The organism is Plantibacter sp. H53 (assembly GCF_001650455.1).
GTDB classification, from domain to species: domain Bacteria; phylum Actinomycetota; class Actinomycetes; order Actinomycetales; family Microbacteriaceae; genus Plantibacter; species Plantibacter flavus_A.
In genome coordinates, this window is sequence record NZ_LWCT01000013.1 from 140819 (window position 1) to 161502 (window position 20684).

General features: G+C 70.8%; 19 protein-coding genes. 13 read left to right on the forward strand and 6 right to left on the reverse strand.

The genetic code is table 11. The features are described 5' to 3' along the window. Positions 1-118: 118 nt before the first annotated feature. Complete coding sequence (locus A4X17_RS08705; RefSeq protein WP_197479044.1) at positions 119-895, forward strand: SDR family oxidoreductase; 777 nt, start codon at positions 119-121, stop codon at positions 893-895. Positions 896-946: 51 nt separating this feature from the next. Here A4X17_RS08705 and A4X17_RS08710 read toward each other — a convergent pair whose 3' ends face one another. After that, complete coding sequence (locus A4X17_RS08710; protein ID WP_064295266.1) at positions 947-2485, reverse strand: MFS transporter; 1539 nt, start codon at positions 2483-2485, stop codon at positions 947-949. A 45-nt stretch (positions 2486-2530) separates the two neighbouring features. Between A4X17_RS08710 and A4X17_RS08715 the strand changes: the two genes are divergently transcribed. The 12 genes from A4X17_RS08715 (at position 2531) to A4X17_RS08770 (ending at position 15683) form a co-directional block, all read left to right on the forward strand. Continuing rightward, positions 2531-3028, forward strand: a complete 498-nt coding sequence (locus A4X17_RS08715) for a phosphoribosyltransferase (protein ID WP_064295267.1) — start codon at positions 2531-2533, stop codon at positions 3026-3028. Between the two features lie 40 nt (positions 3029-3068). Then, positions 3069-3806, forward strand: coding sequence for a Type 1 glutamine amidotransferase-like domain-containing protein (locus A4X17_RS08720; protein WP_064295268.1), 738 nt, complete (start codon positions 3069-3071; stop codon positions 3804-3806). 3 nt (positions 3807-3809) lie between these two features. Then, positions 3810-4529 (forward strand): uracil-DNA glycosylase, encoded by a 720-nt coding sequence (locus A4X17_RS08725; protein ID WP_064295269.1) that lies wholly within the window; start codon positions 3810-3812, stop codon positions 4527-4529. A gap of 65 nt (positions 4530-4594) precedes the next feature. Then, positions 4595-5176 (forward strand): GNAT family N-acetyltransferase, encoded by a 582-nt coding sequence (locus A4X17_RS08730; protein WP_064295270.1) that lies wholly within the window; start codon positions 4595-4597, stop codon positions 5174-5176. Between the two features lie 109 nt (positions 5177-5285). Continuing rightward, positions 5286-6716 (forward strand): amidase, encoded by a 1431-nt coding sequence (locus tag A4X17_RS08735; protein WP_064295271.1) that lies wholly within the window; start codon positions 5286-5288, stop codon positions 6714-6716. Between the two features lie 102 nt (positions 6717-6818). Beyond that, the gene (locus A4X17_RS08740) at positions 6819-8339 is read left to right on the forward strand and encodes an NtaA/DmoA family FMN-dependent monooxygenase (protein WP_231884335.1); all 1521 of its coding nucleotides are present in this window, start codon (positions 6819-6821) and stop codon (positions 8337-8339) included. Between the two features lie 90 nt (positions 8340-8429). Further along, positions 8430-10052 (forward strand): ABC transporter substrate-binding protein, encoded by a 1623-nt coding sequence (locus A4X17_RS08745; protein ID WP_064295272.1) that lies wholly within the window; start codon positions 8430-8432, stop codon positions 10050-10052. 72 nt (positions 10053-10124) lie between these two features. Continuing rightward, complete coding sequence (locus tag A4X17_RS08750; protein ID WP_064295273.1) at positions 10125-11216, forward strand: ABC transporter permease; 1092 nt, start codon at positions 10125-10127, stop codon at positions 11214-11216. After that, a complete protein-coding gene (locus A4X17_RS08755; protein WP_082916039.1) occupies positions 11213-12085 on the forward strand; it encodes an ABC transporter permease in 873 nt (290 codons plus the stop codon). The genes A4X17_RS08750 and A4X17_RS08755 overlap by 4 nt, the downstream gene beginning before the upstream one ends. After that, complete coding sequence (locus tag A4X17_RS08760; protein WP_064295274.1) at positions 12082-13800, forward strand: ABC transporter ATP-binding protein; 1719 nt, start codon at positions 12082-12084, stop codon at positions 13798-13800. Before A4X17_RS08755 ends, A4X17_RS08760 begins: the two co-directional genes overlap by 4 nt. Next, complete coding sequence (locus tag A4X17_RS08765) at positions 13797-14600, forward strand: hypothetical protein (protein WP_064295275.1); 804 nt, start codon at positions 13797-13799, stop codon at positions 14598-14600. Before A4X17_RS08760 ends, A4X17_RS08765 begins: the two co-directional genes overlap by 4 nt. Positions 14601-14729: 129 nt before the next feature. Further along, on the forward strand, positions 14730-15683 hold the full coding sequence (locus tag A4X17_RS08770) for an oxygenase MpaB family protein (RefSeq protein ID WP_231884336.1): 954 nt from the start codon (positions 14730-14732) through the stop codon (positions 15681-15683). Between the two features lie 33 nt (positions 15684-15716). Here the strand turns inward: A4X17_RS08770 and A4X17_RS08775 are convergent, their stop codons facing one another. From A4X17_RS08775 to A4X17_RS08795, 5 genes are read right to left on the reverse strand one after another with little or no spacing between them, the layout of a single operon-like run. Beyond that, the gene (locus tag A4X17_RS08775; protein ID WP_064295276.1) at positions 15717-16502 is read right to left on the reverse strand and encodes an ABC transporter ATP-binding protein; all 786 of its coding nucleotides are present in this window, start codon (positions 16500-16502) and stop codon (positions 15717-15719) included. After that, entirely contained in the window at positions 16495-17283 is a 789-nt protein-coding gene (locus A4X17_RS08780) for an ABC transporter ATP-binding protein (RefSeq protein WP_064295277.1), read from the reverse strand. Before A4X17_RS08780 ends, A4X17_RS08775 begins: the two co-directional genes overlap by 8 nt. Continuing rightward, positions 17280-18191, reverse strand: coding sequence for an ABC transporter permease (locus A4X17_RS08785; RefSeq protein WP_082916040.1), 912 nt, complete (start codon positions 18189-18191; stop codon positions 17280-17282). The genes A4X17_RS08780 and A4X17_RS08785 overlap by 4 nt, the downstream gene beginning before the upstream one ends. Continuing rightward, complete coding sequence (locus A4X17_RS08790; RefSeq protein ID WP_064295278.1) at positions 18188-19147, reverse strand: ABC transporter permease; 960 nt, start codon at positions 19145-19147, stop codon at positions 18188-18190. The genes A4X17_RS08785 and A4X17_RS08790 overlap by 4 nt, the downstream gene beginning before the upstream one ends. After that, positions 19144-20652, reverse strand: coding sequence for an ABC transporter substrate-binding protein (locus A4X17_RS08795; RefSeq protein WP_064295279.1), 1509 nt, complete (start codon positions 20650-20652; stop codon positions 19144-19146). Before A4X17_RS08795 ends, A4X17_RS08790 begins: the two co-directional genes overlap by 4 nt. Between the last annotated feature and the right edge of the window lie 32 nt (positions 20653-20684).

A 20684-nucleotide genomic window follows, 5' to 3' on the forward strand; every position in this document is an offset into this window, starting at 1 on the left:
GCCGGGCGTGGCTCCGGGTGGTGCTCCGTCGTGACCCCGAGGCTACCGGCCCCGCCTGCACGCGCCAACCGCGCGGACACACGGCGTAACGGCTCGGCCCGGTGGCTACCCTGGAGGCATGACGACGAGACGTGTGGTGGTGACCGGTGCGAGTTCAGGGATCGGGGAGGCGACGGCGAGGCGTTTCGCGGCCGACGGTTGGGAGGTCGTGGCGGTGGCCCGCCGTGCGGAGCGGCTGGAGGCGCTCGTCGCGGACATCGGCGGCACCGCGGTCGTCGCCGACCTGACCGTGCAGGCGGACGTCGACGCGCTCGCCGCCCAGGTGGAGGAGCTCGGCGGCGCCCAGGCGCTCGTCAACAACGCGGGCGGTGCCTTCGGCCTCGCGTCCGTCGAGGACGGCGACGCGGAGGACTGGCGGCGCATGTTCGACATCAACGTCCTCGGCACGAAGCGCGTGGTCCAGGCGCTCCTGCCGATCCTCCGTCGGAGCATCCCGGAGGGTGGTGCCGCCACCATCGTCGGTGTCACCTCGATCGCGGGCCACGTCGCCTACGTGGGTGGCGGCGGGTACAACGCGGCGAAGTTCGCGGAGCGCGCGCTCTTCGAGGTGCTGCGGCTCGAGCTCAACGGCGAACCGATCCGGGTGATCGAGGTGGCGCCGGGCATGGTGCACACGGAGGAGTTCTCGCTCGTGCGCTTCGGTGGCGACCAGGACCGCGCCGACGCCGTCTACGAGGACGTGCCGGATCCGCTCTCGGCCGACGACGTCGCCGAGGCCATCGTCCACGCGACCTCGCTGCCGCCGCACGTCAACCTCGACCTCATCACGATCAAGCCGGTCGCCCAGGCCGCCCCGTACCGCCTGGCGAAGGGGCCGTTGCGCGTCGCGGAGTAACCGTTCGACAGGCTCAGGGACCGGTCGGGGGCTCAGGGACCGGTCGGGAGGTCAGTGACCGGTCGGGTGCTCAGCAGCGGGATCGATGCGTGGCTCGGGTCCTGTGTCGACCGGGGCCGCGTCCGCGAAGGCGAGTTTCGGGACGAAGCAGAGCAGGACGGCGGCGACGAGCGCGCCCGCCCCGCAGATCGCCCAGACCGTGAGATAGCCGGACAGGCTCGACGCTCCGGCCGTGACGGCCTGCGCGGCGCCGGCGAACAGGACCACGCCGAAGACGGCCGAGGCGAAGGAGCCACCGATCGTCTTCGTCGTGTTGGTCAGTGCCGACGCGACGCCCGTCTGCCCGCGCGGTGCGGCGGCCGCAGCCGCAGCCGGCATGGCGCCGACGAGGGCACCGGAGCCGAGACCCGCGATCGCCATGTTCAGGAAGACCTGCCACGTCTCGAGGTGGAACGGGAGGAACAGCAGGTACCCGACCGCGACGAGTGAGGCGGCGACGATGAGCGCGATCCGAGGCGTCGCCCAGCGCGACACGAGTGGGAACAGGAGCGCACCGACGATCATCGAGATCAGGTAGGCGCCGATGAGCGTGGAGATGTCACCGGCGTCGAGCCCGAGGCCGTATCCGTTCTCCCGCGGTGTCCCCGCATAGGTGCTGAGCGGGGCCTGGGCGCCGAGCAGGCTGATCCCGATGAGCCCCGCGGTCAGTTGCACCGGCCACATGTTGGGTTGCCGGAGCACCCGGAGGTCGATCGCCGGGTCGGGCTGCCGCAGTTCATGACGCCCGAACGGCAGGAACGCGAGCACGCCGATCGCGATGAGCCCCCACACCCACCACGTCTGCGGACCGTTGAGTCGCAGGAAGGTGAGCCCCGAGGTGATGAGGAGGAGCGCGAGGCTGAGGAGCACGAAGCCCGCGAAATCCAGGGTCCTGCCCGGCAGGGGTTCGGACTCGGGGACGCCGAACAGGATGGCGAAGAAGACGAGGGTCACCGCGACGGCCGGCAGCATCATCGTGAGTGGGATGTCGCCGCCGAGGGCGGTGAGGATGCGTCCACTCGACAGCGCACCGATGATGGCCCCGGCCTCGAGCGCCACGACGAGGAGGCCGGCGGCCCGCCGGGTCTGCGAGGCCCCGGTGCCGGAGCGACGGCCCCGCTCGAAGATGAGTGCGATCTCGAGGGGCAGCCAGACGACGTAGAAGCCCTGCAGCGCCCAGGCCGCGAGGAACGACCAGAAGTCCCCGGCGACGACGAGCCACCAGCTGGCACCGGCCGTCAACACGGTGGAGACGAGGAGGACCCGCTTGTGTCCGAACATGTCGCCGAGCTTCGCGAGGATAGGGACGACGAGTGCCGACAACAGCAGCTGCGCGGCCTCGAACCAGTTGAAGTCCGCGTCGTGGATGCCCAGGTGCTCGACGAGGTCGGGGATGAGTGGGACGTAGTAGCCCTGCAGGACACCGCTCGTGATCTCGACGAGGAACAACCAGCCGATGAGTCCTGCGGTGATACCAGCTGCCGACCCACGGATCGACGTCCGCCATCCGGTCGCCGAGGCTCCGCCGGTCGTCGTGCTGTCTCGCGCCATGTGGGGATGGTACAGGCGGCCCGGCCGGCAGGATAGCGTTGGGGGATGTCGACCGAGAACCCCAGCGCAGCGTCCCCGGAGCGAGAGGTCCTCGACTGGCCCACGTTCGGTGACGCGGCCCGCGAACTGTCCAGTGCGATCGTCGCGAGCGGGTTCCGGCCCGACTCCGTCGTCGCGATCGCGCGCGGGGGGCTCCTGCTCGCCGGTGCCATCGCCTACGCCCTCGACGTGAAGGCGTGCGGCGCGCTGAACGTCGAGTTCTACACCGGGGTCGACGCGCGTCTCCCCGAGCCCGTCGTGCTCCCGCCGCTGCTCGACGTGGCCGGGTTGCCGGGGAGCCGGCTGCTGCTCGTCGACGACGTGTCCGACTCGGGTCGCACGCTCGCGATGGTGCTGGAACTCATGCAGGCGAGCGGCGCGGAGGTCCGCACGGTGACGCTGTACGAGAAGCCGCAGACGGTGCTCCGTCCCGACTACGTGTGGAAGCGCGTCGACCGCTGGATATCCTTCCCCTGGTCGACGCTGCCGACGATCACGGCCTGATCGTCCCCGCCTGATCCGGGGTGCCGGGTAGGGTCTCAGGGTGAGTGTTTTCCTCCTCGGCGGTCCGGCCGCCCCAGAGACCGAGTCGACCGTCTACGCAGCGTTCATCGCCGAGGCGGCCGCGCTCGCGGTCGTCGCCGGTCGGTTGGCCCCGCGCATCGCGATCGTCGTCGTGCACGACGGCGATGGACTCGAGCAGTCCGCCGCCCTGGAACGTGCCGTCGCACGCTCCGGTGAGATCGAGGCGATCCGCGTGGTCGTCCGCGAGGGCGGCGTGGTCGCGCAGGCTCAGCTGGCCGAGGTCGACGGGATCGTCGTCGGCGGCGGGCTGCCCTCGGCCTACGCGGAGGCGGTCGCGCCGGTCGCCACCGACATCCGACGCCTCGTCGCGTCCGGTCTGCCCTACCTCGGCATCTCGGCCGGCGCGATGATCGCCGCCGAGCACGCGATCATCGGCGGATGGCGTGTCGGCGAGGTCCCTGTGAGCCCCGAGGCGGCGTCCGAGGAACTCGACGAGGTCACGATCGGCGACGGTCTCGGGCTCGTCGACATCGCCGTCGAGGCGCACGCCGCTCAGTGGGGCACTCTCGGGCGGCTCGTCGCCGCGACGGAGGCCGGGGTCGTCGACGGCGGGGTCGCGATCGACGAGAACACGGCGCTCGTCGTCGGGCAGGGGGCGCTCTCCGTCCTCGGTGGCGGCAGCGTCTGGCAGGTCTTCACCGCCGAGCACGGGGTCGTCGTCCGCACGATCGGTGCCGAGCAGCCGCAGCAGCAGTAGGCCATGACGAACGGGATCCTCGGCGGTAGCCCGGCACAGCTCGCCGCGGCGGGGTCGATGGACGAGGGCTGGGCCGACGCACTCGCGCCTGTGGCCGACCGTCTTGCGACGATCGACCACTGGCTCGCGGCGCAAGCGGCGGACGGTGCCCGATGGTTGCCGGCCCCCGAGCTCGTCCTGCGGGCCTTCCACACGCCGTTCAGCGCGGTCCGGGTCCTCATCGTCGGGCAGGACCCGTACCCGACACCGGGTCATCCGATCGGCCTGTCGTTCGCCGCGGACCGGGACGTGCGCCCGCTGCCACGCAGCCTCGCGAACATCCACCGGGAACTCCGCGACGACCTCGGTGTCCCGACGCCGGAACACGGCGACCTCAGTCCGTGGACCGGACAGGGCGTGCTGCTCCTCAACCGCGTCCTCACGGTCGAGGCGGGTTCCGCCGGTTCCCACCGCCGACACGGCTGGGAGGCGGTCACGGAACAGGCGATCCGGGCGCTCGCCGCACGCCCCGCACCGCTCGTGTCCATCCTCTGGGGCAAGGACGCCGAACGACTGGCCCCGCTGCTCGAATCATCGAGCGACCCCGACCGTCACGTCATCGTCTCGGCGCACCCGAGTCCGCTCTCCGCCTCACGCGGGTTCTTCGGCTCGAAGCCGTTCAGCCGCACCAACGACTTCCTCGTCTCCCGCGGCGGAGACCCGATCGACTGGTCGCTCGACTGACGACCGGGTCGTGGGGTCGACCGCAAGGGCTGTCCGCCGACCCACCCCCTGGTTAGGCTTGGGGGATGTTGGAAGAGGAGTACGAGCCGAGGCGACGGCTGCCGCCGCACCTGCGCAAGCCGCCGACCCCCGAGACCCCCTTCGCATTCACCATGCGCGACGCCACTGCGGCCGACCTGCCCGACGTCCGGGCGATCTACAACCACTACGTCGCCAACAGCATGGTCACCTTCGACGAGGACGCGATGACCCTCGCCGAGTGGCGCTCCAAGTTCGCCTACCTGCAGCGGCTGCAGCTCCCGTTCATCGTCGCCGTCAACCCGACCGGACAGATCCTCGGGTACGCGCTGTGCGCGCCGTGGAAGCAGAAGCGCGCCTACCGCTTCACCGTGGAGAGCTCGATCTACCTCGGAGCCGCGGCGACCGGCAAGGGCCTCGGCACCGATCTGCTCGGTGAGCTCATCGAGCGCTCGAAGGCCGCCGGGCTCAAGGAGATGCTGGCCGTCATCGCCGACAAGGGCGCCGAGTCGTCGATCGCCCTGCACGAGAAGTTCGGGTTCACCGAGGTGGGCCGCATGGGTCGTGTCGGGTTCAAGTTCGACCGCTGGATCGGCACGGTCCTCCTCCAGAAGTCCCTGAAGCGCTGAGCCGGTCGACGCCCTTCGGCAGGCTCAGGGACCGGAACGGACAGGGAACAGGGACCGGAACGGCCGGAGAACGGAGACCACGGGAGAGCGCCGCCTCTAGGCTGGTCGCATGGCGGAACTCCACGAGCTGACGGCGCTCGAGCAGTGGCAGGCGTTGCAGCGGGACGAGGTCTCACCGACGGAGCTCGCCCGGCACTACCTCGACCGCATCGAGCGGCTCGACGATGCGATCGGCGCCTTCACCTCGGTCGCCGCCGGATCGCTCGCGGAGCGGGTGGAGGCGGTCGAGGCACTACCTCGGACCGCACCGCTCTGGGGACTCCCGATCGGCGACAAGGACCTCGTGTCCCGTGCCGGTCAGCCCGTCCGCTTCGGGTCGCGGCTCACAGCGGATCTCGTGGCGACGACCGACGACGAGCTCGTCGGCGTCCTCGACCGGGCCGGTGCGGTGAGCCTCGGGAAGACCGCGACCCCGGAGTTCGGGCTCTACGGCTACACGGAGCCGCTCGACGGGACACCGACCCGGAACCCGTGGGCCCTCGACCGTGGGGCGGCCGGGTCGAGTGGCGGGGCCGCAGCCGCCGTCGCCGCGCGGCTCCTCCCGTTCGCCCCCGGCTCCGACGGCGGCGGCTCCGTCCGCATCCCTGCGGCCGCCTGCGGGCTCGTCGGTCTGAAGCCCACGCGGGGGCTCGTCCCCGCGGGCTCCGGTGTCGACCGACTCGCCGGCCTCGTCGTCCCCGGGCCGATCGCCCGGACCGTCGCCGACGCGGCCCTCCTGCTCGACGCGATGATCGAGCGCGTCCACGGACGCATCGACCACCACTTCACGCTGCGCGCACCCGACGCCGACGACGGACCGCTGCTCGGGCACGCCGTGCGCGGCGAGGGCCGGTTCCAGCTGGCGGTCCTCACCGGCTCGCCCTGGGACAGCGCCTTCGAGCTGGCGGTCGACCCTGAGGCCCTCGCGGCCGTCGACGTCGCCACCCGGGCGTTCGCCGCGATGGGGCACGGCCTGGAGGAGCTCACCCTCCGCGACGCCGAACGGTACCCGGCCGACTTCACGACGATCTGGCAGGCCTCGGCGGCCGGTGTGCCGGCGACCTCGGAGGCGGAGCTGACGCTCCTCGAACCCATCACGAGGTCCCTCGTCGAGCGCGGTCGGGCCCTGCCGGCGACCCGGCTGATGGAGACGCTCGCCAGTCTCCACCGGTTCGAACGCAGCGTCCTCGCGCAGTTCGCACCCTTCGACGCGATCATCACGCCGGCCCTCGCCCAGACGCCACGTCCCATCGGATGGTACGACCAGGACTCGCCCGAGCTGAACTTCGAGCAGCAGGTGCGCTACGCGCCGCACACCTCCTTCGTGAACGCGACCGGCCTGCCGGCCATCACGCTCCCGGTGCACGAGACGTCCGAGGGACTGCCGATGGGCGTTCAGCTGATCGGGCGTCCCGGCGGTGAGGCGACCCTGCTCGCCCTCGGTGCGCAACTGGAGCGGCGCCTGCGCTGGCAGGACCGCATCCCGCCGATCGCCCACTGACCCGACGCCCGCTGACCGATCGACGTGGACCCCGCGTCGCAGCGCTCCGTATGACGTGATGTGACACCGCGGCCGGACCTCGCCCCTCCCGCTGCGCCTAGGGTGCTCAGACGGCCCGGTCCGGACGGACCGATCGCCGCCGCACCGGAGGAGTCGATCATCAACGCACCGTCCAGCCCGACGCAGTCCCACCCCAAGCAGCTCATCCTCAACCTGTTCGAGATGAACTGCGTGAGCCACATCACCCACGGCCTCTGGCGCCTGCCGGACAACCGACGCGACCAGTACACCGGCATCCGGTACTGGACGACGCTCGCCCGGACGGCGGAGGCGGGCGGGTTCGACGCGATCTTCATCGCCGACGTGGTCGGCGCCTACGACGTGTTCCGTGGCGGCCCGGCCGACGCCCTGCGCGAGGGCCTGCAGATCCCGAACAACGACCCCCTGCTCGTCGTCCCCGCGATGGCCGCCGTGACCGAGCACCTCGGCTTCGGCATCACCTTCTCGACGAGCTACGAGCCGCCGTTCGCCTTCGCCCGTCGCATGAGCACCCTCGACCACCTGACGAACGGCCGCGTCGCGTGGAACATCGTCACTTCGTACCTGCCCAACGCCGCACGCAACTTCGGCCTCGCCGAGGAGATCCCGCACGACGAGCGGTTCGCGATCGCCGAGGAGTACCTGGACGTCCTCTACAAGCTCTGGGAGGGGTCCTGGGACGACGACGCCGTCATCCGTGACCGGGAGGCCGGCGTCTACTCGGACCCCGACAAGGTGCGGTACATCGACCACGTCGGGCGCTACTTCCAGGTCGCCGGACCGCACCTGTCCGAGCCCAGCGCGCAGCGGACACCGCTGCTCTACACCGCGACCGCCTCGCCGGCCGGCATCGCGTTCGCCGGACGGCACGCCGAGGCGGTGTTCACGGGCGTACGGGGTCCCGGCGGTGCAGGACCGCTCTTGGAACGGTTCCGTGCGGCGGCGGCCGACAACGGACGCGACGGGGCCGCGCTCAAGATCGTCGTCCAGGCCGCCGTCATCGTCGCGCCGACGCAGGAGGAGGCCGAGGCGAAGGCCGCGCAGTACCGGGAGCACGCGAGCATCGTCGGCCGGTTCGTCCACGCCGGGCTGCCGTTCGACCCGGAGGCGCACCCGGAGGACCGGACGGTCGCCGAGGCGCTCGCCGCAGAGGGGGTCCCGGCCGACGCGCTCCCGCCCCAGGTGACGGCCGGCACCGTCGGCGAGTTCATCAGCCGGGTCGGCAGCGACCTCGAGCGGGACTTCTTCGCCGTCGGCACCCCCGAGGTCGTGGCCGACGAGATCGAGCGATGGTTGGACGAGGTCGGTATCGACGGCATCAACCTGCGGCAGTACCACAGCCTCGACACGCTCACCGACTTCGTCGAACTCGTCGTGCCGGAGCTGCGTCGCCGTGGGCGGCTGCGCGACGCGTATCGACCGGGGGAGACGCTCCGCGAGCGCCTGACCGGCGGGGCGGCCCGGCTCCCCGACGACCACCCGGCCGCACGATACCGCGGAGGACGGAACCTCGGCGACCGGCACGAGGGGACCATCGACGGTCACACGGCGTCATCGAGGGAACCCGCGGGAAACCTGTCGTAACAGAGCAGCGGGGTGGCCCGGTGCGCCGTCCAGGATGGGCAACCACGCCGGCGCAGCACCGGACCACCCCGACCCACAGGAGTACCCGTCATGACTCGAACCACCAGACGGCGAGCACGACTCGCCGCCGCAGCCCTCGTCGCCGTGAGCATCGCGCTGACCGGCTGCTCGGCGGCGTCGGCCTCGTCCGACGCGGACGGTGGCAGCCTCACCTACCTCGATGCGGAGATCCCCACCTCGGCGCAGGTGCAGGAGGCGGGCACGTGGCAGACCCGTGCGCTGCAGCAGAACATCACCGACCGCCTGCTCTACCGGAACGCGGAGACGGGCGAACTCGAACCGTGGATCGCCGACTCCTGGACCGTCAGCCCCGACGGTCTCACGTACACCTTCGTGATCCGTGACGGCGTCACCTACAGCGACGGCACCGCCGTCGACGCCGCGAGCGTCGCGAAGAACCTGAACTGGCAGTCGACCGGCGACGAGGCGAAGGGGACGACCCCGAACGCACAGTTCCCGTCCGGTCTCGTGGCGACGCCGGACGACGCGACCAGCACCGTCACCGTCGTCCTCGCCGCACCCTACGCGCCCTTCCTCAACGTGCTCACCGGGTGGGGATCCGGGCTCGTCGCCGACGCCACGATCGACGCGAGCAAGGAGGAGCAGTCGAAGTTCGTGAACCTCATCGGCTCCGGTCCCTTCGTCGTCGCCTCCGAGACCTACGGCAAGGAGATCGTGCTCGACCGTCGTGAGGGGTACGCGTGGGCCCCGCCGTCCTCCCCGAACCAGGGCGAGGCGCACCTTGCCTCGGTCACGGTCATCCCCGTGCAGGAGGACAGCGTCCGGCTCGGCACCCTGAAGTCGGGCGAGGCGGACGTCATCCGCTACGTCCAACCGAGCGAGGAGCAGGGGCTCGTCGACGCCGGCTACGACATCGTGTCCAAGACGGGTGTCGGTCTCAGCAACCAGTGGTTCCTCCGCAGCCAGGCGCCGTTCCTCGACGACGTCAACGTCCGCAAGGCGCTGCTGCACGCGATCGACCGTGAGCAGATCATCGAGACGCAGTACACCGACAGCTGGACGCCCGCGACGTCGGTCCTGTCGCCTGGCACCTTCGGCTACGTCGACGAATCGGCGAAGTTCGCCTACGACCCGGATGCGGCGAACCGCCTCCTCGACGGCGCCGGCTGGACCGAGCGCGACGCGGACGGCTACCGCACGAAGGGCGGCGAGCGGCTCACGGTGAAGACCTACATCGACGTCTACGACAACACGGCGAAGAGCCTCTTCCAGCAGATCCAGAACCAGTTCAAGGACGTCGGGATCGAGCTGTCACTCAACGAGCTCGACTACTCCACCTACTGGGCGACCGCGTTCGCGGACCCGGAGGTCGGAGCGCTCCGAGTCGGTTGGCCGCACCCTGACCCCTCGAAGGGCCTCAGCGAGTACTACAGCAAGGACGGCTCCGACCTCCTCGGTCTCGCCGGCTCCGACACGACCCTGCAGTCGCTGCTCGACGCGCAGAACGCGGCGACCGACGACGACACCCGTGCGGCGATCCTCGGACAGATCCAGGACCACCTGATCGACCAGGCCTACGTCGTCCCGATCCTCAACGACAGCCAGGTGTTCGTCACCCAGCAGCGGGTGAAGGGCTTCTCCCTCACCGACGGCGCCCTGCCGGAGTTCTACAACACCTCGATCGAGGACTGAGCGAGCGTGAGGGCCGTCGACCGGACGGCCCTCACGTCTCCGGTCCCGTCCCTTTCCGAGAGGAGGCCCCACATGTCCAACCAGCATCCGAACGCCAGCGCGGCGGACACGCGACGCCGGCAGTACCGCGAGTACGTGATCAGGCGCGTCGCCCAGGCGCTCCTCGTGATCGCCCTCGTCTACACGCTCGTCTTCTTCACCCTCTTCGTCCTGCCCGGCGACCCCATCGAGAACAAGCTGACGAGCCCGCTCAACCCACTGCCCCCGTCCGCCGGCGAAGCACTGCGGGCCTACTACCACTTCGACCTGTCGCCGATCGAACAGTTCGTGCTCACCGTGAGCCGACTCTTCCAGGGAGACCTGGGGTACTCGCTGGTCAGCGGTCGTGCCGTCTCGGACCTCGTCGCGCAGGGCTTCTCGGACACCATCGTGCTCGCAGGCGTGGCGTTCGTCATGACGATCGTGCTGTCGCTCGCCATCGCACTCACCGCCGTGTACGCCCCCGTCAGGGCGATCAGGAGCATCGCGGCCTCAGCGCCCATCGCCTCCATCTCCGCGCCGAGCTTCCTCATCGGCTTCGTGCTCCTCGCGATCTTCTCCTTCCAGCTCGGCTGGGTGTCGTCGGTGCGCGATCAGGGCTTCGTGTCCTACGTGCTCCCGGCACTGACCCTGGCGCTCGCCGTCAACGGTCCGTTGACGCAGGTGTTGATCCAGGGACTCCGTAAGGCCGCGGACGAACCCTTCGTCACCGTGTTCCGCGCGAAGGGGACGAGCGAGGTCAGGATCGCCCTCGGCCACGTCCTGAAGAACGGTGCGATCCCGTCGATCACGATGCTCGCCCTCGTCGTCGGAGAGCTGCTGGCCGGTGCCGTCGTCGTCGAGGCCGTGTTCACCCGCACCGGCCTCGGATTCATCACCTTCGAGAGCGTGCGCGATCAGGACACCCCGGTGATCCTGGCCGTCGTCATCCTCATCTCCTCCATCTACGTCGGCATCAATCTCGTGACCGACCTCGTCTACCCCGTCCTCGACCCGCGCATCGTCCGCCCGGGGCATGGGCGGTCCCGACGATCCCGCCTCGCCAGGCCGACGGTCGCGACAGCGGCGGCGACGGGGACGGCGGTGCCCGACGGTATCCCGACGAAAGCGAGCGTGGACGCATGAGCCTCCGACTCCGACCGGACCGCGACGTCACCGCGGCCGACGACGGACCGGACGCGTTCCGTCGACTCCTCGGCCGCCTCGGGGTCGCTGACGTCCTGGCGATCATCGTGGTCGGTCTCGTCCTCGTGTCCGTGGTCGCACCCGGCCTCCTCACGCCGTACGACCCGCTCGAGCCCGACGACGCCAACGCGCTCGCCGCTCCATCGGTCGCGCACTGGTTCGGAACCGACTCCCTCGGTCGCGACCTGCTGTCGCGGGTGATCCACGGCACCGGTCGGACCCTGCTCGGCTCGGCGGTCGCCGTCCTCATCGGTCTCGGCGCCGGCACGGTCCTCGGGCTCGTCGCCGCGTCGTTCGGCGGTCTCGTCGACGCCGTCATCAGCCGGATCGTCGACGTGCTGCTCTCGATCCCCGGGCTGCTCCTCGCGATGGTCGTCGTCGTGGCGCTCGGCTTCGGCACCCTGAACGCGGCCGTCGCCGTGGGGATCTCCTCGATCGCGGCGTTCACGAGGATCATGCGCTCCGAGGTGTTGACGGTGAAGGACCTGCCGTTCGTCGAGGCGAGTCACCATCTCGGCGGTTCGCGGGCGTACGTCCTCGCCAAGCACGTCTTCCCGAACTCGTACTCTGCGGTGCTGTCGCTCACGGCCCTCCAGTTCGGACTCGCGATCATCTGGATCTCCTCGCTCAGCTTCCTCGGGTACGGAGCTCCGCCGCCCGACCCGGAGTGGGGCCTGCTCGTCTCCGAGGGTCGTCAGTACGTCGTGTCCTCGCCGTGGCTCGTCGTCGTGCCGGGCCTCGTGATCGCCGTCACCGTGCTCGCCATCAGCCGTCTCAGCCGACTCACCCACGAGAGGACCACCGCATGAACCAGGCAGCCCTGCAGCACAGCGCACTCCACGTCGTCGACGCGGCTCCCGTGCCGTTGCTCGTCGACGGACTCGCCGTCGGGTACCGGACGCGTGGTTCGAGGGGGCCGACCGACACGGTGCGCGACGTGTCGTTCCAGGTCGGGCGCGGCGAGACGGTGTCGCTCGTGGGCCAGTCCGGTTCGGGGAAGAGCACGATCGCCCGGGCGGTCGCGGGGCTCCTCCCGGGCAACGGCTCGGTCACCGCCGGTCGGGTCGCGGTCGCCGGACACGAGGTCGCCGATTTCTCCCGGAAGCAGTGGCGCCCCCTGCGCGGCTCGACGCTCGGTTTCATCCCGCAGGATCCGCTGAGTTCGCTCGACCCGCTGCAGCGGATCGGCGTGCAGATCGCCCAGGCGGTCCAGGTGGCGGGCGACACCCCGCGCTCGGAGGTCCCCGCGCGCGTGATCGAGTTGCTCGAGCACGTGGGCATCCGTCAGGCCTCGGCCCGCGTGCGGTCCTACCCGCATGAGCTCTCGGGCGGGCAGTTGCAGCGGGTGCTCATCGCGATCGCCATCGCGGCGAGGCCCAAGCTGCTCATCGCCGACGAGCCGACGTCCGCGCTCGACGTGACCGTCCAGCGGCGCATCCTCGACCTCCTCGACGGCCTCCGGCAGGAGCTCGGGCTCGGGATACTCTTCATCACCCACGACCTGGCGCTGGCGCAGGAGCGCAGCGACGCGATCGTGGTCCTGCAGGACGGGAACGTCCGCGAGTCGGGCCCGGCCGAGGAGGTGTTGCTCGCACCGCGGCACCCCTACACGGTGGGGCTGCTCTCGGACTCACCCGCGTCCTCGCCCTTGCGCTACCGGGAACGCATCCGCGCTGCGGCCGAGCAGGTGCAGGCGGAGCAGCGCGGCGAGACGAACGCGGCGCCCGCGGTGGTCGAGGTGTCGCACGTGTCCAAACGGTTCGGACGCGATCCGCAGGCGCCGCCCGCACTCGACGGCGCGTCGCTCGTCCTCCGTCCGCGTTCGATCCACGCGCTCGTCGGCGAGTCCGGGTCGGGCAAATCGACGCTCGCGCGCATCGTCGCCGGGCTCACCTCCTTCGACGACGGCTCGGTGCGGGTCGCCGGCCGGGCACTCCCGCGGGACAACGCCGTCGCCAACCCCTTCGCGCGCGACCTCCAGCTGGTCTACCAGAACCCGCTCTCGGCGGTAGATCCGCGGTACACCGTCGGACAGATCATCGAGGAGCCCCTGCGGATCCACGGGGTGCGGAGCGCCGCCGAACGCCGGCGCCGCGTCGCGACCATCCTCGACCAGGTCGCCCTCCCCGCGAGTGCGCTGGGGCGTCGTGCACGGGAGGTGTCGGGCGGTCAGCGCCAGCGGGTCGCACTCGCGAGGACGCTCGTCCTCGCGCCGTCGGTGCTCGTCCTCGACGAGCCCACCTCGGCGCTCGACGTCTCGGTGCAGGCGCAGATCGTCGAACTGCTCCTCGACCTCCGGGACGAGCACGCGCTCAGCTACCTGTTCATCTCGCACGACCTCGGTCTCGTCCGGCAGATCGCCGACGAGGTGACGGTGCTGTCGACCGGGCGCGTCGTCGAGTCGGGCCCGGCCTCGGCCGTCCTCGGGCATCCGCAGCACGCGTGCACTCGGGAGCTGCTCGACGCGGTGCCGCGGTTCGACGTCGAGCGGCTCGATCCGAGCCGGTTCGAGGCCGTCGGATGAGCGCACCGACCACGGAGCCACGCACGGAGGAGACCCTGTCACGATCGTTCGACGACCTCGTCGCCGAGGCCGACGCCGCCTCGGTCGACGGATGGGACTTCTCGTGGCTCGACGGCCGGGCCAGTGAGGCGCGCCCCTCCTGGCGGTTCTCGGAGCTGCTCGGGAGACGTCTGGCCGACGTCCCGTCCTCGCTCGACCTCGAGACCGGCGGGGGAGAGGTGCTCGACACGGCGCCGGTGCTTCCACCGCTCGCGGCCGCCACCGAGTCCTGGCCACCGAACCTCGCCCGAGCCGCCGCCCGCCTGCACCCGCGCGGGGTTGTCGTCGTTCGCACGGAGGAGGGTGCTCCACTGCCGTTCGCGGACGACTCGTTCGCGCTCGTGTCGAGCCGGCATCCCGTCGCTGTGGACTGGGGCGACGTGGCGCGGGTGATCGCGCCGGGAGGAGGCTACCTCGCCCAGCACGTCGGACCGGCGAGCGTGTTCGAACTCGTCGAGGCCTTCCTCGGCCCGCAGCCCGAAGCCGTCCGTCGAGCACGTCACCCTGACGACGAGGCCGACGCCGCCCGCGCCGCCGGACTCGAGATCGTGTGCTTGCGGACCGAACGGCTGCGGATCGAGTTCCACGACGTCGGTGCGATCGTCTGGTTCCTGCGCAAGGTGATCTGGATGGTGCCCGGATTCACCTCCGGGCGGTACCTCGACCGCCTGCGGGAGCTGCACCGTTCCCTGCAGGAGGACGGCCCGTTCGTCGCGCACTCCTCCCGAACCCTCATCGAAGCGCGCAAGCCCGCCCGGTGACCGGGGCCCTGCCGAGGCGCCCTTCGACAGCCTCAGGGACCGGGATAGAGGAGATGATCCCCCTACGGGTGGGGCCACCGGCATCCCGACGTAGGCTCGTCGTGACGGCGAGTGGAGGACGATCGAGTGGTGGATGTCGGCACCGGACGGCGACCGGTCTCGCGCCTGCGCACCCGCCTGCTCGCCGGGCTCCGCTCCCGCATCCTCGCGGTCTTCGCGGTGGAGCAGGACCGCCCGCCGCAGTGGACGCTCGATCTCGAGGACGGCACCGACGCGGGGTTCTTCACGCCTGACTCCGCGGCCTGGACGGTGCACGGCGGTGTCGAGACCATGGTCGCCGGCATCCGGGCGCTCCTCCTGCAGGCGGCCCACCCCGGGGCGCTCGCCGGCGTGCACGACTGGTCCCGGTACCGGGAGGACCCGCTCGGACGGCTGGACGGCACCATCCGCTGGATCTTCACCGTCACCTACGGCGATCGCGACACGGCCCGTCGGACGAGCGACTACGTGCTCAAGCTCCACGAACGCGTCGTCGGGGAGTACCTCGACGCCCATGGCGTGGTGCGCCCGTACGCGGCCAACGACCCGGATCTCCTGCGCTGGGTGCACCTGGCGTTCACCGACGCCTTCTTGAGCGTGCGACAGACCTGGGGCGGTCGGATCCCCGGTGGTGCGGACGCCTATGTGGCCGACTGGGCACTCGCGGGCGAACTCATGGGCGTCGTCGACCCGCCCCGCTCCGAGGCTGAGCTGGCCCGACAGCTGCGCGGGTACCTCGACGCCGGCGAGCTGACCGGCGGCCCGCGGGTGGACGAGACCCTGGCGTTCCTCCGTCGACCGCCGCTCGACCGCTCGCTGCTCCCCGCCTACGGGATCCTCTTCGCGGGAGCCGTCGCGACGATCCCACCCGAGTACCGCCGCATCCTCGGGCTCCGCACCGCCCATCTCGGCCCGATCCCGCTGCCGGTCGTGACGGCGACCCGGGTGGTCCTGTGGATCGTGGGGCTCGTCCTGCACGGAGAGTCGCCGAGCCAGCGCGCGGCCCTGCGCCGGCACCGGCGCCTGGCGGACCCGCCGGCCTGAGGCCCTTCGACAGGCTCAGGGATCGGGGCGGTGTCAGAGGCGGGGGACCGAGGCGAGCAACTGGGTCGTGTACGGATGCGACGGCCGACTGAGGACCTTGGCGACCGGGCCCTCCTCGACGATCGCTCCGTCGCGCATGACGACGACCCGGTCGCAGAGATGCTGCACCACGCCGATGTCGTGCGAGACGAGCACGATCGCCAGCCCGAGCTCCTGACGCAGCCCGCCGAGCAACTCGAGGATCTGCGCGCGGACGGTGACGTCGAGCGCGCTGAGCGGTTCGTCGCCGACGAGGAGGCGCGGGCGGTGCACGATCGCGCGCGAGAGGGCGATGCGCTGGCGCTGACCGCCGGAGAACTCGTGCGGGAAGCGGTCGGCCGCGTCGGCGTCGAGCCCGACGAGCCGGAGCACCGCGCGGACCCGCGAACGGTGGTCGCCCTCGATCCCGAGCGCCGAGAGCGGCTCGGCGACGATCCGCCCGACGCTCATGCGCGGGTCGAGTGATGCGTACGGGTCCTGGAACACCACACCTGTCTGTCGACGGAACCAGTGCAGACTCCTGGCGCTCGCCGCGGCGCTGACCGGACGGCCGTCGAACTCGACCGTGCCGGAGCTCGGGGTGTCGAGCGCGAGCAGGAGGCGGACGAGCGTCGACTTGCCCGACCCCGATTCGCCGATGATGCCGACGGCCTCACCCGGGGCGACGACGAGGTCGCTCGGGTGGAGGGCGGCGGTGCGGCTCGGCCGCTGGAAGAGCGACTCCCGCGGGTTCGTGTAGACCCGTCCGAGGCCCTGGGCGCGGAGCAGCGGCTCAGTCATCGTCCTCGCCCTTCCAGCTCATGGTCTTCGCGGCGGCCAACAGCCGCTGCGTCACGGGAGAGACCGGCGTCGAGAGCAGCTGTGCGACGGGCCCGGCCTCGACGACCTTGCCCTGCGCGAGCACCACGGCATCGCTGGCGATCCGGGAGAGGACCGCGAGGTCGTGCGTGATGAAGACGAGGGACGCCCCGGTCTCGTTCACGAGACGCTCGAAGAGGCCCAGGATCTCCGACTGGATGGTGACGTCGAGCGCCGTGGTCGGTTCGTCCGCGATGAGCAGGGAGGGTCCGCAGGCGAGGGCGATGGCGGCCGCGACCCGCTGGCGTTGCCCGCCGGACAGCTGGTGCGGGTACCGCCGGACGATGCGCTCGGGGTCGGGTAGACGGACCCGCGCGGCGAGTTCGACGGCCCGGTCGAGCGCTTGCCGTTTCGAGAGCCCCTCGTGGATGCGCAGCGGCTCGCCGATCTGTCGTCCGATGGTGCGGATCGGGTTGAGCGCCGTCCGAGGCTCCTGGAACACGATCCCGATCTCACGCCCGCGGATCCGCGCGAGTTCGCGGTCGTCACGGCCGAGGAGTTCCTCGCCCTGCCAGCGGATGCTGCCGCTCACCGAAGCGCCGTCGGGGAGGAGTCCGAGGATCGCCAGCGCCGTCAGCGACTTCCCGGATCCGGACTCGCCGATGAGGCCGAACCGTGCGCCCGCCGGCACGCTGAAACTCACGCCGTCGACGACCCGGCGGCCGCCGAGCGTGACCACGAGGTCCTGGACGTCGAGACTCATGCGGTCACCCCCTGGGGCGAGGTGGGGGTCGAGGCGGGTCCTCGGCGACCGAGGGTCGGATCGGTCGCGTCCCGCAGGGCGTCACCCAGCAGGTTGAGGGCGAGGACGGTGACGGTGATGGCGAGCCCCGGCCACAGCACAGACAACGGGTGCACGGCGAGGTAGGTCTGCAGCTCACTGAGCATGCGACCCCACGAGGGGACGCTGGAGGGGGCGCCGTAGCCGAGGTACGACAGGCCCGCCTCGGCGAGGACCGCGACCGCCATCGACCATGACAGCTGGACGATGAACACCGGTGCGACGTTCGGCAGGAGATGTCGCGTCAGGTTCCTCACCGGCCCGAGACCGGCGGCCTTGCCGGCGAGCACGTACTCGCTGTGCGAGACCCGGCGGATCTCGGGGCGGGTCACCCGGGCGATGTTCACGCCGAAGCTGATGCCCACCGCCCAGATGACGACCCACAGCGAGCCGCCGAAGACCGAGGCGATCATCATGGCGATGAGGAGGGTCGGGAACGCGATGAGGATGTCGATCAGCACCGCGACCGTCTCCCGGACCCAGCGCCGAGTGAGTGAACCGAGGGCGGCGAGGGCGACCCCGATGACCGTCGAGACCACGGCGGAACCGATCGCGACGGCCACGGTCACTCGCGCACCGACGAGCAGCAGGCTGAAGATGTCGCGTCCGACCTCGTCCGTGCCGAGCAGATGGGCCGGCGACGGAGCCAGCCACTTCGCGAACGGATCGGTGAGCTGGGGGTCGTAGGGCGTCCAGAGGAAGGAGACGCCGGCGCTCAGGAGGAGCAGGGTGACCACGACGAGCCCGAACACGCCGGCCGGGCCGGACACGAGGGTGCGGAGTCCGCCTGATCCCGCGCGCCGACGCGGGTGATCCTGACGAGCGGTCATGCGCTGCGCTCCCGTTCTCGGAGTCGCGGGTCCGCGAGACGGTGGACGACGTCCACGACGGCACCGATCACGAGGACCACCCCGGTGAGGACGAGGAGCTCGCCCTGCACTTTCACGAGGTCGCGGTTGCCGACGTCGGCGACGAGCATGCGCCCGATGCCGGGCAGGGTGAAGAGCTGTTCGATGATGACGCTGCCGACGATGAGCCCGGCGATCTGGAGCCCGAGCACGGTGACGACCGAGAGGGCCACGTTCGGCAGACCATGGCGGATGAGTGCCTGCGAACGGGTCAGCCCCTTGGCCGCCGCCGTCCGGACGTAGTCCTGGCCGATCGCGTCGAGGGCGGCGGAACGGACGAAGCGCAGCAGGACCGCGCCCTCGACGACGCCGATCGTGAGTGCCGGGAGGAGGAGGGCGCGGACCGCCGCCAGCGGATCGTTCCAGCCCGCGCGCGGGAAGCCCTGCGCCGGGAGCCAACCGAGCACGACGGCGAAGAGGAGCACGAGCATCATGCCGGCCCAGACGACCGGGACGGCGGCGAGCCCCTGTGACGCGAAGGAGATGACGACGCCCGTCGCGCGGGTACGCCGGACGGCGGCCAACACCCCGAGCGGCACGCTGAACGCGAGCGCGATCACGAGCGCCATGATGCCGAGCGGAACGGTGACCTGCGCCTTCTGGGCGAGTTCGCTGGCGACGGGGGTGCCCGTGATGAGCGAGTTCCCGAGATCGCCGCGGAGCAACCCGCCGATCCAGTCGAGGTACTGCAGGAGGACGGGCTGGCCGAGTCCCAACTGTTCGCGGATCGCGGCGACCGCTTCGGGCGTCGCGTCCGTTCCGGCGATGACCTGGGCGACGTCGCCCGGGAGCACCCTGATGGTGAAGAAGATCAGGGCGCTCGCGGCGAGCAGCCCGACGAGGAGGAGCACCAGCCTCGTCAGGATGAAGCGGGTCACCCGGTCACGGCGACCTTCGCCAGGTCGATGCGCGAGTTGACCGAGTCCACGGGGAAGCCGGTCACGCCGTCGCGCACCACCGTGAGGGTGATCGCGGTGTAGAGCCAGTCGGCGGCGTTGTCCTTCGACACGAGGTACGCCGCCTCCTTGAGCTTCTGGGCTGCGACGGCCGGGTCGGTCGCCGCTACGGATTCAGCATAGAGCGACTGGACCTGCGCGTTGTCGTAGCCGAAATAGTAGTTCGGGTTCGCCCAGTTCTGGAAGTCGCGCGCCTCGACGTGGTTCACGTAGCTGAGGTCGTAGTCCTTGTTCGTGTAGACGTCGTTGAGCCAGGTCGGGAACTCGACGCTCTTCACGGTGAGGGTGACGCCGATGGCCTTGAACTCGGACACCAGGACGTTGGCCACCGAGGTGCCGTAGAAGCTCGGGATCGTGAGCGTCAGCGTCAGGTTCTCCTGGCCGGCCTGGGCGAGCAGCGCCTTCGCCTGGTCCGGGTCGTACTTCACCAGCTCGCTGAGGTTCTCGTAGCCCGGGTCGAGCTCGGGGATCGGCCCGTACTGCTCGACCGCGGCGCCGCCGACGGCCTCGACGATCGCGGCGTGGTCGATGGCGGAGCGGAGCGCCTGCCGGACGAGGGGGTCGTTCAGGGGAGCACGCTGGTTGTTGAAGGCGAGGGTGTACTTGTCGGTCGTCTTGCCTTCGGTGATGCTGAACCCGTCGGCGCGGGTGATCTGGTCCTTGAGGTTCGCGTCGAGCGCCGTCTGCACGTCGAGTTCACCGGCGAGGGTGGCGTTGACGGCGGAGGAGGCGTCGGGGATGTAGCTGAAGACGACCTCCTTGACCTTCGGAGCGTCGCCCCAGTACTTCGCGTTCCGGTCGAAGGTGATGCTGTCGCCCTGCTTCCAGGTCTTCAGGGTGAACGGCCCGGTGCCGTTGGCGGTCGTCGACAGGTCGTTGGTGGCGCCCGACTCCAGCACGAGTCCTGCGCGACCGGTCAGGGTCCACAACAGGTTGGAGTCGGGCGAGGTGAGCTGCAGCTGCACGGTCGAGTCGTCGACGGCCGTGATCGAGGCGACCTTCTGGAGCGCCACGTTGTCGACGAAGGTCGGGTCCTGCTGCACCTGGGTGATGGAGTCGACGACGTCGGCCGCGGTCAGGGCGGCGCCGTCGTGGAAGGTCACGCCGTCGCGGAGGACGAAGGTGTAGGTGAGACCGTCGGCGCTGATGTCATGGCTCTTGGCGAGCGTGTCGACGATCTGGTTGTCCTCGGTGCGGGACACGAGGCCCTGGTAGACGTTGTCGATGAGGATCTGATCGAGCGCGGCGCCCGAGGTGGTGCGGATGTTGAGGTCGGAGGGCTCCAGGACGAGACCGACCCGCAGGGTCGCGTCGGCGTCGGGCGTCGGTGTCGCGGCCGGGCCTGCGCAGCCGGTGAGGACGAGGGCGGCGCCGGTGACCGCGATCGCGGCGGTGAGGAGCTGACGACGCAGCTGACGATGACGCATGGAGGTCCTTTCGGGGATGCTGGAGTGGCCGG

Bases quoted from the DNA above. Each gene is read 5' to 3' on its own strand.
- A4X17_RS08705 (WP_197479044.1), top strand. From the start codon at position 119: ATGACGACGAGACGTGTGGTGGTGACCGGTGCGAGTTCAGGGATCGGG.
- A4X17_RS08710 (WP_064295266.1), bottom strand. From the start codon at position 2,485: ATGGCGCGAGACAGCACGACGACCGGCGGAGCCTCGGCGACCGGATGG.
- A4X17_RS08715 (WP_064295267.1), top strand. From the start codon at position 2,531: ATGTCGACCGAGAACCCCAGCGCAGCGTCCCCGGAGCGAGAGGTCCTC.
- A4X17_RS08725 (WP_064295269.1), top strand. From the start codon at position 3,810: ATGACGAACGGGATCCTCGGCGGTAGCCCGGCACAGCTCGCCGCGGCG.
- A4X17_RS08730 (WP_064295270.1), top strand. From the start codon at position 4,595: ATGTTGGAAGAGGAGTACGAGCCGAGGCGACGGCTGCCGCCGCACCTG.
- A4X17_RS08735 (WP_064295271.1), top strand. From the start codon at position 5,286: ATGGCGGAACTCCACGAGCTGACGGCGCTCGAGCAGTGGCAGGCGTTG.
- A4X17_RS08745 (WP_064295272.1), top strand. From the start codon at position 8,430: ATGACTCGAACCACCAGACGGCGAGCACGACTCGCCGCCGCAGCCCTC.
- A4X17_RS08750 (WP_064295273.1), top strand. From the start codon at position 10,125: ATGTCCAACCAGCATCCGAACGCCAGCGCGGCGGACACGCGACGCCGG.
- A4X17_RS08755 (WP_082916039.1), top strand. From the start codon at position 11,213: ATGAGCCTCCGACTCCGACCGGACCGCGACGTCACCGCGGCCGACGAC.
- A4X17_RS08760 (WP_064295274.1), top strand. From the start codon at position 12,082: ATGAACCAGGCAGCCCTGCAGCACAGCGCACTCCACGTCGTCGACGCG.
- A4X17_RS08765 (WP_064295275.1), top strand. From the start codon at position 13,797: ATGAGCGCACCGACCACGGAGCCACGCACGGAGGAGACCCTGTCACGA.
- A4X17_RS08775 (WP_064295276.1), bottom strand. From the start codon at position 16,502: ATGACTGAGCCGCTGCTCCGCGCCCAGGGCCTCGGACGGGTCTACACG.
- A4X17_RS08780 (WP_064295277.1), bottom strand. From the start codon at position 17,283: ATGAGTCTCGACGTCCAGGACCTCGTGGTCACGCTCGGCGGCCGCCGG.
- A4X17_RS08785 (WP_082916040.1), bottom strand. From the start codon at position 18,191: ATGACCGCTCGTCAGGATCACCCGCGTCGGCGCGCGGGATCAGGCGGA.
- A4X17_RS08795 (WP_064295279.1), bottom strand. From the start codon at position 20,652: ATGCGTCATCGTCAGCTGCGTCGTCAGCTCCTCACCGCCGCGATCGCG.